Here is a 12,608-nt window from a genome sequence, read left to right as displayed (position 1 = left end):
GACCGGCGTAGTTGCTGGTTCGTCGGGGACGAAACGCCAACTGGTCCTCTGCCACTGAGGAGCGGATTAGCCCGGTCGTGAGAGTGACGCAGAGAAGAGAAACAGCGAATTCGTTGAATTCCGCCGCGGAACTGGAGCGCCCAACTGACACGCTGAGGCTCAGAGTTGCGAGGCTCGCAGCGGCCGCCGCAGAGATCGCAATCGGTAGTGACCTCACGCGCCGCGCCGAGGGTTGCCGTGGGGCAAGTTGGTCCCTGGGTTGCTCTTGGCCTTCCTAAGGCGACTCCGGTTTGTGCGTTCGAAGAACAAGGTGAAAGCGGCAGCCAAAAAGATGGAAACCACCGCGTTGAGAATACGGACGATGGAGTCCGGATACGAGGCGGAGAACGACATGAAGTAGAGGTAGGACATTCCGCCCAACGCGAGTAGCCAAGCGGAGTTGCTGAATATGAGTCGCGAGAAGAAGAAGCCTAGGAGCGCATAAAATGCAACCAGCGCAGGCCAGCCGTCGAACAGCAAGATATTTCCAGGCATAGTCGCGCTTGTGGAGTTTTGGGGGCTGCCTCCGAGGGCGACGCTCATGCGTGAGCCGGTATCGATCGGTGGCCGGGGGCCGTCGAGTGCAGATGGGAGGATCCCAGTGCGAATGACGGTCAACCAAGATGGTGGCTCCACAGGTGAGCGCGCGTCGCGAAGCAATTTGGCATCGTCGAGTTGTTTGTCGACCCACAATCGTTCGAGACTCGAGTCGCTGCCCCCAAGCGCAGCTGCACTGCCACGAACTTCAACACGGACTTCATTGCGTATCTGTTGAATCGTTGGCCACGCAATCAGCAAAACAATAATCAGGATGGAAAAATTCTTGACCGGAAGGACTCGCGTGATCAGCAGGACGAGCAACACGCAGACGGTGAAAGAGGCAGCCGATCCTACTAGGCCGGCGGCGATGCCAAGTCCAAACTGCAAACCGCATGCAATAAGCGCTGCCCAAATGGCGGTGCGTCGTGAACTTTCGCCGCGCAGGTGGGCCGCAAGAATCAGGAAGATCCCGATGAGTAGCCAAGATGTGAAGGGAGTCGCGAGCGCAACCCACGAGGCCTGGGAGGCACGCCCCAGTTGCACCGCGTAGTTGTGGCTTCCCCCCGCCCATGCCAGACAGGTAGCGATCAGTCCGATCGCGTACACCACTTTGGATGCGAAAAGGGAAGGTCCTTGTGGGAGCGACCTTCCCAGGTTGCGCCGTTTGAGAAACAATTCACCGAAGGCACAGGAAGCGACCAAGCAAGCATACACCGTGGCGATGAAAGGTGACTCGGGGTTCTTGTCGATGATGGCAGGGAACAGTGCGAAGGTGGCGTAGTGCGCCGCGACGATCGTCGTTGCCGGCGCCTTGACGAAGAAGGGAAGGCGAGTGGGCCGACCGGACTCGGACGCAGTTGGCGGCTTCATGAGGAAGATTCCTTCGCCAATATTGCCCGCCTCATTCTTGGGCCCGCCTTGTCTTCAACGAGAGTGCGAATGAGCCAAGCTGCAGTAAGGGATAGTGCTACTGCGACCAAGAACGCGGGCCAAAAGCCTAAATGGGGGCTGATGGCGTTGATTGTAATGTATCCCAGTGACGCGTGCACTAGGTACAGAGGGAAGGTGAGGGATCCAAGCGCTTTAAGCCTCGCGGCTGGCTTTGATGAGATCGCACGACGGTTGCCAGCGGCCATGTAGATCAAAAGGTATATAGAGGTCACTATCGTGACCAAAGGTATGGGCGCAAGGGTGGACCCGTGGTCATTGTTGACGGTCCGAGCAAAGTCAAGAGCGGCCAAGAGAGACAGGCCCCATGTGGCCAGCGCAATTAGAATGGTTTGACGCGGCTTGTAGCCGCGGGCGGCTAGTGCTATCGCGATTCCGCCCGCGAAGTAGTGGCCTGCGTGTGGCTGTAGTACCAGGCTCAGAGGAAGAGGGGCGTCGAAGAGTCTAGCGATCCACCACACGTACAAGCTGGCAGTCCAAGCGGCGGCTAGGTAATAGAATGCGCTAAGCGTTGGACGAATAAGGACGAGGACAAATACAATGGCGTAGAATCTGAGCTCTGCCCACAGGGTCCAGTAAACTGGTTCCACATAAGCTTGGTCGGCAAGATTGGGCACCATTGTGAGGTTGGCCAAGAATTCGGTGACCGTGGGGATTGTGCGCCAAGGGGGTTGAATAAGGCAAACGAGCACAGTGGTAAAGATCACGGCCGCCCAAAATGCGGGGTAGAGTCGGGACGTTCGGGAGGCCACGTATTGGCGGACGCTCTTGCCGTGAGCGCTGTGGAGAATGACCACTCCGGAGATCAGGAAGAATCCGTCTACGCCCAAATATCCGTACTGGGTTATTGATTGGAGCAGTTCTGAGGGCGCGGACTCTACCTTTCCTCCATTGTGGCCGCGGAATGTGTAGTGATACAGGAGAACGCTGAATGCGGCAAGGAACCTGAATGGGTCGAGCATGTATTGACGACTGCTTGTCAATTTGTGCGCGGGGTCCACGTGCCCTATTCCTTCATGCTTCAACGCGGGGAGTCCATTCTGGGAGAATGCGACACTTGCCCCCGTGTGACTCCGGGGAAAGGGCCTACAAATTCCTCATCGCCCGGATTCTAGTCCCTCTTTGATCTTGGGGTTGGTTCGGCGCAGCCCTCGACGTAGACACGCGAGACTCGTGGCCGAGGGATCGCATGCGGGCATGCTCGTCGTCAGTCAGCGCTGTTGATCATGCCGGCACCGACCGTTACGCCGGTCGCCTCGTCGATCAGGATGAAGGATCCGGTGGTCCGGTTCTTCACGTACTCGTCGACGAGCAGCGGCACGGTGGTGCGCAGCTGGACGCGGCCGATCTCGTTGAGACCGAGCTCCTTGGTCTCCTGGTCGCGGTGCAGGGTGTTGATGTCCAGGCGGTACTGGATGTCCTTCACCAAGACACGGCCCGTGCGGGTGGTGTGCTTGATCGCGAGCTTCTGGCGCGGACGCAGCGGCTCGTTGGTCATCCAGCAGATCATCGCGTCGATGTCCTGGCTGGGCTTCGGGGCGTTGTTGACGCGGGCGATCATGTCGCCGCGGCTCACGTCGACGTCGTCCTCCAGGCGCACGGTCACCGACATCGGCGGGAAGGCCTCGGTGATCTCCTGGTCGAAGAGGTCGATGCCGGCGATCTTCGAGGTCATGCCGCTGGGCAGCACGATGACCTCGTCGCCCGGCTTCAGCACGCCACCGGCCACCTGGCCGGCGTAACCACGGTAGTCGTGGAACTCGTCCGACTTCGGACGCACGACGTACTGCACCGGGAAGCGGACGTCGACCAGGTCGCGGTCGCTGGCCACGTGCACGTGCTCGAGGTGGTGCATGAGGGTGGGGCCCTCATACCACGGAGTGTTCTCCGAGCGGTTGACCACGTTGTCGCCCTGCAACGCCGAGATCGGGATGACCTCGAGGTCGGGGATGTTGAGCTTCGTGGCGAACTGGGTGAACTCGGTGTGGATCTGGTTGTAGACGTCTTCGTCCCAGTCGACGAGGTCCATCTTGTTGATCGCCAGCACCAGGTGCGGCACCCGGAGCAGGCTCAGCAGCACGGCGTGGCGGCGCGACTGCTCGGTCAGGCCGTTGCGGGCATCGACCAGCACCAGGCCCAGGTCGGCGGTGGAGGCACCGGTGACCATGTTGCGCGTGTACTGGATGTGGCCGGGGGTGTCGGCGATGATGAACTTGCGCTGCGGCGTCGCGAAGTAGCGGTAGGCCACGTCGATGGTGATGCCCTGCTCGCGCTCCGAACGCAGACCGTCGGTCAGCAGCGACAGGTCGACGTAGTCGTCGCCGCGCTTCTCCGAGGTGCTCTCGATGGCCTCGAGCTGGTCGGCGAAGATCGACTTGGAGTCATAGAGCAGGCGACCGATGAGGGTCGACTTGCCGTCGTCGACGCTGCCGGCCGTCGCGAAGCGAAGGAGGTCCATCTGAGGCTTCTCAGACGTGATCTCGGGGGTGCTCATCAGAAGTAACCTTCCTTCTTGCGGTCCTCCATGGCAGCTTCGGAGAACCGGTCGTCGCCGCGGGTCGCGCCACGCTCGGTCAGGCGCGCCACCGAGATCTCCTCGATGATCGCGTCCAGGGTGTCGGCCTCCGACTCCACGCACCCGGTGAGGGTCATGTCGCCGCAGGTGCGGAAGCGCACGGTGCGCTCCGACACCGTCTCGCCCTCGCGCAGCGGGTTGAGCGGGGTCTCGGTCATCAGCATGCCGTCGCGCTCGAAGACGCGGCGCTGGTGGGCGAAGTAGATCGAGGGGATCTCGATCTCCTCGCGACGGATGTAGTCCCAGATGTCCAGCTCGGTCCAGTTGGAGATCGGGAAGATGCGCATGTGCTCGCCCTCGTGGAGCCGGCCGTTGTAGAGGCTCCACAGCTCGGGGCGCTGGTTCTTCGGGTCCCACTGGCCGAACTCGTCGCGGTGGGAGTAGACGCGCTCCTTGGCGCGGGCCTTCTCCTCGTCGCGGCGGCCACCACCGAAGGCGGCGGTGAAGCCGTTCTCCTCGATGGCGTTGAGCAGCGTCGGGGTCTGCAGCCGGTTGCGGGAGGTCTTGCCGTCGTCGACCACGATGCCGCGCGCGATGGCGTCGTCGATCGAGGCGATGACGAGCTTGACGCCCAGGCGCTGCACCCAGCGGTCGCGGGTCTCGGCGACCTCGGGGAAGTCGAGTCCGTTGTCGATCTGCAGGATCGGGAACGGGATCTTCGCCGGGTAGAAGGCCTTCTCCGCCAGGCGGAGCATGACGATGGAGTCCTTGCCGCCGGAGAACATCAGGACCGGCTTCTCGAACTCTGCGGCGACCTCACGGAAGATGTGGATCGACTCCGCCTCGAGCTGGTCCAGCTGGCTCAGCTGGTAGTCGGCGTGTGTCTGGGTCATGGTGATTCTTTCCGGACCTCTCCTTGGGGCAGCAGCGGCCATCGTAGCCCTGCGCTCGGATTGTGCAGAAACGTGTCTTGCCCGTGTGGCGTGGCGAGACCGGCGGGGCCTCGCAGACGTGGCGGAGGTCGCAACGACGGGAGGGCGTTTGGAGACTGCCTCGGCTGTCCACACTCCCCTGATGCAGCAGTCAGCGTTGCGCCGTGCCTCCGACGCGGTGGGTCGTCGCCCCCTCATTCCGGTGGCTGTCAAGGCTGCCCTGGCCGCGTCGCTGGCGTGGCTGGTGGTGCTGCCCCTGGGCGGGGTCGCCGACAGGTACACCTACTACGCCCCGCTCGGGGCGGTCGTCGTCGTCTCCTCCCGTCTCGGCCAGTCGCTGCGCTGGTCGATCGAGACGGTGCTGGCAATCGGCCTGGGGGCCACGCTGGCGGTCAGCGTTCGATGGGCCGAGGTGCCGGACGTGGTCGGCATCGCGCTCGTCGTCGGCCTCGGCACGCTGGTGGGGGCGTGGCGCCGGGTGGCGTCGATGGGCAGCTGGGTGCCGGTCTCCGGGCTCTTCATCCTCATCGTGGGTCGCGCCGACCCCGACGGCTACGTGCTGGGCTACCTCGGACTGACGGCCATCGGCGCGGCCGTGGGGGTGCTGGTCAACGTGGTCGCGCCACCCCTGCCCCTGGTGGCCACCCGCCACACCCAGGAGCGGCTGCGTGACGTCATCGCCGACCAGATGGAGGGGCTGGCGCGCGGCCTGCTCCGCGACCCGCTGCCGACCTCGGCCGAGTGGCGCGAGGGCGACTACGACATGCACGCGCGCGCCGAGCGTGCCCAGGAGCTGGTGGCGCAGACGCAGGACGCCGCCCAGATGAACTGGCGCGTCCGGAAGTATCGCCAGACCGCGCGACGCATCGTGCGCCAGGACGAGGCGCTGGGAGAGATGACCTTCCTGCTGCGCGAGCTGGTCACGCTGCTCTCCGACGAGGAGCACGCCCACGTCCAGGAGGGCGCGTTGGGGCCGGGCCTTCGCCCCGCGGCCGCCGACGCGCTCACCGCGACCGCCCAGGCGCTCCGCTCGGTCGACGACGCCACCGCCGCCGCGGGGGCGTACGCAGGTGCGACGGAGGCCACCGACCGTCTGGCTGCGGCGATCATGGCGCAGCGCGACGCCGGGGAAGGGGAGTTCTTCGCCGCCGGCAGCCTCGTCCACGGGCTCCGGCGCCTGCTGCGGGCCATCGCCCCCGCCTAGCTGCACCGGGTTTGGCGGCGCCGGGTCTAGCGGCGCCCCCGAGCCGTACGCCCAGCGCGGGGCCCGCCGGCGCGCTGCGGGTCCTCCAGGTCCTCCACCGTCGGGGCGCCATACATCGGCAGGCCCACGGTGCGGCGGATGACGCCCCAGACCAGGGGCACCAGGACGATCATCGCGACGCCGACGGCGACGACCAGCATCGGCGAGGTCTCGTCTTCGCCGGCGCCCAGCGGCGCCCAGCCGGCCTTGTCGAGCAGGGCGACGCCCGACATGGTCAGCACCACCACGATCGCGCGGCGGATGAACGACTGACGCACCTTCGGCGCCAGCTTGGAGCCCCAGATCGTGCCGGGCACCGAACCCAGCACCAGCGGGATGAGGATGCCCCAGTCGATGCCGTGGATGGCGATGTTGGCGATCGCCGCCGCCATCACCAGCGGCACCGCCTGCACCAGGTCGGTGCCGACCAGCTTCACCGCGCTCAGGCCGGGGTAGAGCATCAGCAGGCTGATCATGATGACCGAGCCGGAGCCGACGCTGGTGACGCCGACGAGCAGGCCACCGGCCATGCCGACCAACAGGGTGGGCAGCGGGCGGATCGTCGGGTCGTCGTCCTCCACGTGGGTGCCGCGGCGCACCCGCAGCAGGTTGATGTAGAGCCGCGCGGCGTAGGTGGCGGCCGCCAGCAGCAGCGCGAACCCGATCGCCAGCTTGAGCACCTTGTCGAGCTGCTCGGGCGAGTCGGTGAAGAAGTCGACCAGGTAGGGCCCCAGCAGGGCCGTGGGCACCGACCCGAGGATCAACCACTTCGCCAGCTGCATGTTGGGCGAACCCTCGCGCTTGTGCACGATCGCCCCGCCGGTCTTGTAGACCGCAGCGGCGGTCAGGTCGGCGGTCACCACCGTGGCGGTGTCGCCCACCCCCAGGAAGATCAGCGCCGGGGTCATCAGCGCCCCGCCGCCCATGCCGGTGAGCCCGACCACGACGCCGACGACGAAGCCCGCGATCATCACGGAGAAGAACGACCAGGTCAGCCAGTCGACAACGGTCAACGCTTCCATCGCGCGCTCCTCAGTCCAGGTTCCGGTCGAGCACGAGCGGGGGCAGGGCGACCTGCATCAGCTCGTCGATGCGCTCCGCGGCCTGGCGTGCCGGCCCGCGTCCGCGGCGGTAGGGGTCAGGGATGTCCTGCTCCGGTGTGGCCGGCGCGCGGTTGTCGCCGGCCCACTCGATCAGCGCGCGGCCCCGCAGGTCGGAGCCAGCCACCGTCTCGACCCACTGGCCGAGCGTGAAGATCTTGCGGAACGCGCGCGGGTTGTCGTTGACCAGTCGCTCGACGTGGGAGGCCTCCGCCGTCAGCACGAGGTCGGCGATCTCGACCAGCTCCGAGCTCACCGGATGGCTGCGGAAGCGCTTGAGCCAGGCCTGCGGCACGTCGGCGGGCAGGAACTCCCCGATCACCCGGTCGAAGACCGAGCCCGGGTGCACGTGGGTGCCGGTGGAGGCCACGTCGAGGGAGGTGCCGACCATCTGGCGCGCCGTGAACTCCATGAAGGGGGAGCGGCAGACGTTGGCGGTGCAGACGAAGAGCACGCTCAGGGGCTCGTCGTCCGCGGCGGGCTGGGCGGCGCGAGTCGGTGCGGTCGGGGCGGGCCTGACCTGCGGCGGCGTGGCCTGGGTCGAGGTGACCTCTGCCGTCGGAGCCGGGGTGGGGGCCGTCGCGGGTGTGACCGAGGTTGGGGCGATCGGGGCCACGGGGTCGGCGACGTCGGGGAGACGGCGCTGCGAGGAGAGGGGCAGGTCGAGGTGACCGCTGGCCGCCAGGGCCCGGATCACGTCGTCGAGCGCGTCGGGGATGCTGCGGCCGGTGGTGTCGACGCGTACGTCGGCGTCGTCCGGCTCCTCGTAGGGCGAGGAGATGCCCGTGAACTCCGGGATCTCACCCCGGCGCGCCTTGGCGTAGAGGCCCTTGCGGTCGCGTCGCTCGCACTCCTCGACCGGAGTCGCCACGTGCACCAGGAAGAACGCTCCACCGGCCGACTCGACCATCTCGCGCACCTCGGCGCGGGTCTGGGCGAAGGGGGCGATCGGGCTGCAGACGGCGAGCCCGCCGTGGCGCGAGATCTCCGCGGCCACCCAGCCGATGCGGCGGATGTTGGTCTCGCGGTCGGCCTTCGAGAAGGTGAGCCCGGCCGACAGGTTGCGACGCACCACGTCGCCGTCGAGGCTGGTGACGCTGCGCTCGCCGTGCTCGAGGATGAGGTCCATCAGCGCCTGCGCCAGCGTCGACTTGCCACTGCCCGAGAGCCCGGTGAAGAAGAGGACCAGGCCCTGCTCACCCGGGGCCGGGCGGTCACGGCGTACGACCTCGGCCACCGCAGCGGGGAAGTCGGAGGGCGCCGGGGCGACGCGCCGCTCGGGCAGGGGCCAGACCGGGTCGCCTGCGGCGTAGGTCGCGACGACCTGGTCGCGCAGCCGCGCGTCGGCGGTCCGGGCGGAGTCGGAGTCGCCGTGGGAGGCGAGGGGCACCGCGACGACCACCGCGTCGGGCAGGGCGTCGGCGGCGGCCAGCGTCGCCCGCAGCAGCGCCACCCGCGACAGCGTCGACGTGCCGGCCCCGACCAGGGCCAGCAGGACCACCGGGCCGCGGCGCCGGATCCGGTCGATCTCGTCGGTGGTCAGGGCGTCGTCGACGGGCACCCAGGCGCGACCTGCGTACGCCTCCCTCGCCCGTGCGGGGGAGAGGTGCAGGCGGCGGAAGGGGCCGTACTGCGCGTGCGTCAACGCGGTCAGGGCACCGTCGGGCGCCATGCGCGCCAGGGGCAGGCCCTCGGGGTCGACCAGCTCGAGCGCCTGGCCCTGCAGCTCCTCGGGCAGCGCCAGGGTCACCAGCGCGTCGGGGTTCTGGGGGTCGTCGAAGCGGTCCCGCGGGGCCATCGCCCCCTGCAGCAGCAGCTCGAGGTCGTCGAGCTCGCGCGGCGAGGGGCAGTGCTGGGGGAGGGGCTGGGGCGAGCCGGAGGTGTCGGACACCCGGTCATCATTGCAAGACACACGAATACAGGTGACGAACACCTATTTGAAGTGGACGGCGCGTCCCGCATTTCGGGGATCCGGGGGTCGGGTGACCTGTTTCACCCATCTGTGTGCTTGCAATTGCTAGCAGGTGCTAGCAAACTGGGAGGCATGAGCACGAAGGACCCCGGCGCGAGCGCTCCTGCAGGGAAGCAGGAGAAGAGCACCGTGCTGGGCAAGACCGCCCGCACCGCGAAGGCCGGCGTCGCCGCCGGTGCTGCGGCCGGCTCGCAGGTCGGCGCCGTGGCGGGCGCTCAGGTCGGCAGGATCGGCGACTTCCTGAAGGAGCAGCGCCAGGCCTCGGCCCTGTCGCTGCGTCAGCTCTCCGACCTCGCCGGTGTCTCCAACCCCTACCTGAGCCAGATCGAGCGCGGCCTGCGCAAGCCCTCGGCCGAGGTGCTCAACCAGCTCGCCAAGGCCCTGCGGATCTCCGCGGAGCAGCTCTACGTGCAGGCCGGGCTGATCAGCCCCGAGAGCGTCAGCACGCCCACGAGTGTCGAGGCCGCCGTGCTCGCCGACACCCGACTCAACGCCAGCCAGCGCAAGACCCTGCTGGAGATCCACGCCTCCTTCGTCGCCCTCAACGGCAACGGCGAGACCGAGGCCACCACCGGCGCCTGAGCGCCACCCCATCCGTACGGTCCCGCTGGAGGGGCGGGCCGACACCTAGAGAGGAAGCCATCATGGCCACCATCACCAAGATCGACGTCAAGGCCGTCCGCACCGAGGCCGGTCGCGTCTTCTACGCGGGCGTCGGCGCCAACGACCTCGCCGTCAGCACCGTGCGCGGCGCCGTCGTCGACGTCACCAAGAAGGCCACCACCCGCGTCAGCGGCGTGCAGAACGAGATCGAGGGCCGCGTCGAGGCCGTCAAGAAGGTCGACCTCGCCCCCAAGGCCCTGGTCACCCGCGCCACCGGCCTGGTCGACACCGTGACCGCCGACGCCAAGACCCGCTACGCCGGCCTCGAGGCCGAGGTCAAGGGCGCGCCGGCCAAGGCCCGCACCCTGCTCAACCAGCAGGTCGAGACCGTCACCAGCGCCTACGGCAAGCTCGCCAAGCGCGGCGAGGACGTCGTCACCCGCCTGCGCAAGCAGGAGCGGGTCGCCGGCGCCGTCGACAAGGTCACCGACGTGACCGAGACCCTGGCCGAGCGCGCCGAGCGTCTCACCGACCAGGTCAACGAGCGCGTCGAGAAGGTCACCGAGACCGTCTCCGACGCCGTCGACAAGGTGGGCGACCGCGTCGCCCCCGTGCGCCGCATCATCGCCAAGCGCGCCGGTGAGGTCGAGGAGGTGCTGGAGTTCGCGGCCGAGGAGATCGCCGAGACCGTGACCGAGGGCGCCGAGGACGTGAAGGACGCCGCCACCGACAAGAAGGCCCCGGTGAAGAAGCCGGCCACCCGCAAGGCCCCGGCCAAGCCGGCCGCCAAGGCTCCCGCCGCCAAGCCGGCTGCGAAGTCGACGGCCAAGGCCGCCCCCAAGAAGACGCCGGCCACCAAGGTGACCCAGACCAAGCCGGCCCCGGCCAAGACCGCGGCGAAGTCGACCACCGCCAAGGCGACCCCGGCCAAGGCGACCCCGGCCAAGCCGGCCGCCGCGAAGAAGGCCCCCGCCAAGAAGGCGCCGGCCAAGGTCGAGACGAAGGTGGAGACCAAGGTCGAGGCTCCCAAGGCCTGACCTGCTCGAGGGGCCGCCAGGTCCCGCCCAAGCACCCCCGGAACCCCCGTCGTACGCGGCGGGGGTTCCGTCGTGCCGAAGTGGTCGAGGGCGACCCCGGGGTGAGGCGGCGTCACTAGAGTGCCGTCATGCAACTCGAACGGGCTTTGGTGCTCGCGCCGCACTTCCCGCCGGCCTTCCTGGGCGGGGGTCCGATCCGGACCTTGGAGGCGCTGGTGCCCAGCAGGCCCGACGGCATCCACGTCGACGTCCTGACCGCTGATCGAGACCTCTACCAACGCCGGCCCCTCAACGTGCCTCTCAACGAGTGGGTCGAGAAGGCCTACGGCAGGGTCCGCTACGCCACGCCCACCCTGGCGAACCTCGCTCGAGTCCTGTGGTCCACCCGCGTCGACAGGCCGGACCTCGTCTACCTGAACTCCTTCTTCCACCCCCTCTTCGCCATCGCACCGTGGTTGATGGCCTGCTGTGGCCTCTGGGGTCGGGCCACGATCCTGCTGGCCCCGCGAGGTGAGTTCGGTCAGGACGCCTATCGCCGCAAGGCGCCGAAGAAGCGGGTCGTCGTGGCCCTGCACAAGGTGCTTCGGATGCACCGGCGAGTGATCTGGCACGCCTCGACACCGGACGAGGCGGCCGACATCCGCAGGATCATGGGGCCGGAGGTGCGCATCGTGGTGCGCCGCGACGACACCGACCTGCCCACGACAGCGGTGGTCCCGAGCGAGCGCCAGCCCGGATGTCTGCGCGTGGCCTTCCTGGCGCGGATCGCCCCCATCAAGGGGCTGGACGTCCTGCTGCAGGCGCTGCAGCGCGTGTCCGTGCCGATCGTGCTCGACGTCTACGGGCCCGAGGAGGACCCCAAGTACGCCGCTCGGTGCCGCTCCCTGGCGCGGAGCCTGCCCGACTGCGTCTCCGTCACCTTCGTCGGCGCCATCGACAACTCGGAGGTGGCTGCGACCATCGCTGGCCACGACCTCTCCGCCCTGCCGACCGGCGGCGAGAACTTCGGGCACGCGATCGCCGAGTCGCTGGCAGCGGCGTGTCCGGTGATGTTGCCCGACACCACGTCGTGGACCGAGGTGCTGCGCAACGGGGGCGGGGTCGTCGTCGAGGACCGGGAGCCTGCGACCTGGGCCCGGCAGCTCGAGGCCTACGCCAACGAGGGCCCCGACGCGTGGCGCGAGCGTCGACGGCGCGCGGCGCGGGCCTACGAAGCCTGGATGGCGGAGTCTGACGAGGACCATCTCTTCGACATCCTGAGGGCGCTCTGAGACCAGGCACGAGGGACCCCTCGGTAGGCTGACCGGGTGGACATCTTCGGCCTGCAGAGTGCGGTGCTCCTCGTCGGCTTCCTCATCGCCATCGGAGCCAAGGGCTACGCCTTCGTCATCGCGATGACCTACCCGCCCGAGGCCTACGAGGCCAGCTCCAAGATGACCAAGGTCGCCTGGGGCCTGATCCTCGGCCTCGGCCTCGCCGCACAGCTGATCCTGAGCAACCCGATCGGCATCATCAACATCGTCTTCCTCGTCGCCGCCTTCGTCTTCCTGGCCGACGTACGCCCCGCGTTGCGGCAGCTGACCGGTCGCTGAGGCGGCGCCTGCTGCTCTCACCCCTCCGGGTGAGCGGCAGCTGACCGGTCGACGGTTTTCTGGTCCATTTCCGGTCCTGTCGGTCGT

Annotated in this window: 11 protein-coding genes; 5 read left to right on the top strand and 6 right to left on the bottom strand. The window is 67.8% G+C overall.

The annotated features are described in order from the left end of the window. Positions 1 to 213 precede the first annotated feature (213 nt). From IEQ44_RS09105 to cysD, 4 genes are all read right to left on the bottom strand, one after another. A complete protein-coding gene (locus tag IEQ44_RS09105; RefSeq protein ID WP_193638142.1) occupies positions 214 to 1,449 on the bottom strand; it encodes a hypothetical protein in 1,236 nt (411 codons plus the stop codon). After that, complete coding sequence (locus IEQ44_RS09100; protein WP_193638141.1) at positions 1,446 to 2,528, bottom strand: acyltransferase family protein; 1,083 nt, start codon at positions 2,526 to 2,528, stop codon at positions 1,446 to 1,448. The genes IEQ44_RS09105 and IEQ44_RS09100 overlap by 4 nt, the downstream gene beginning before the upstream one ends. A 206-nt stretch (positions 2,529 to 2,734) precedes the next feature. After that, positions 2,735 to 3,985: a sulfate adenylyltransferase subunit 1 gene (locus IEQ44_RS09095; protein ID WP_193638140.1), complete on the bottom strand. Its 1,251-nt coding sequence runs from the start codon at positions 3,983 to 3,985 to the stop codon at positions 2,735 to 2,737. Positions 3,986 to 4,020: 35 nt separating this feature from the next. Next, a complete protein-coding gene (gene cysD, locus IEQ44_RS09090; RefSeq protein ID WP_193638139.1) occupies positions 4,021 to 4,935 on the bottom strand; it encodes a sulfate adenylyltransferase subunit CysD in 915 nt (304 codons plus the stop codon). Positions 4,936 to 5,116: 181 nt separating this feature from the next. Between cysD and IEQ44_RS09085 the strand changes: the two genes are divergently transcribed. Beyond that, positions 5,117 to 6,178, top strand: a complete 1,062-nt coding sequence (locus IEQ44_RS09085; RefSeq protein ID WP_193638138.1) for an FUSC family protein — start codon at positions 5,117 to 5,119, stop codon at positions 6,176 to 6,178. Between the two features lie 26 nt (positions 6,179 to 6,204). On the opposite strand, the gene IEQ44_RS09080 is transcribed toward IEQ44_RS09085, so the two are convergent. Together IEQ44_RS09080 and cysC are read right to left on the bottom strand one after the other, a co-directional pair. After that, entirely contained in the window at positions 6,205 to 7,239 is a 1,035-nt protein-coding gene (locus IEQ44_RS09080; protein WP_193638137.1) for a sulfite exporter TauE/SafE family protein, read from the bottom strand. 10 nt (positions 7,240 to 7,249) lie between these two features. Next, positions 7,250 to 9,208, bottom strand: coding sequence for an adenylyl-sulfate kinase (gene cysC / locus IEQ44_RS09075; protein ID WP_319804586.1), 1,959 nt, complete (start codon positions 9,206 to 9,208; stop codon positions 7,250 to 7,252). Between the two features lie 153 nt (positions 9,209 to 9,361). On the opposite strand from cysC, the gene IEQ44_RS09070 reads away from it, so the two are divergent. The 4 genes from IEQ44_RS09070 (at position 9,362) to IEQ44_RS09055 (ending at position 12,521) form a co-directional block, all read left to right on the top strand. After that, positions 9,362 to 9,871: a helix-turn-helix domain-containing protein gene (locus IEQ44_RS09070; RefSeq protein WP_193638136.1), complete on the top strand. Its 510-nt coding sequence runs from the start codon at positions 9,362 to 9,364 to the stop codon at positions 9,869 to 9,871. Positions 9,872 to 9,933: 62 nt separating this feature from the next. Beyond that, entirely contained in the window at positions 9,934 to 10,929 is a 996-nt protein-coding gene (locus IEQ44_RS09065) for a hypothetical protein (protein WP_193638135.1), read from the top strand. Positions 10,930 to 11,057: 128 nt separating this feature from the next. After that, the gene (locus IEQ44_RS09060) at positions 11,058 to 12,200 is read left to right on the top strand and encodes a glycosyltransferase family 4 protein (protein ID WP_193638134.1); all 1,143 of its coding nucleotides are present in this window, start codon (positions 11,058 to 11,060) and stop codon (positions 12,198 to 12,200) included. Positions 12,201 to 12,236: 36 nt separating this feature from the next. Further along, positions 12,237 to 12,521: a DUF2516 family protein gene (locus tag IEQ44_RS09055; RefSeq protein WP_193638133.1), complete on the top strand. Its 285-nt coding sequence runs from the start codon at positions 12,237 to 12,239 to the stop codon at positions 12,519 to 12,521. The last annotated feature ends 87 nt before the right edge of the window (positions 12,522 to 12,608 follow it).

The organism is Nocardioides malaquae, from assembly GCF_015070385.1.
Taxonomy (GTDB): Bacteria; Actinomycetota; Actinomycetes; order Propionibacteriales; family Nocardioidaceae; genus Nocardioides; species Nocardioides malaquae.
Note: the sequence above shows the minus strand (reverse complement) of the source record. Positions and strands in the feature narration are given on the sequence as shown.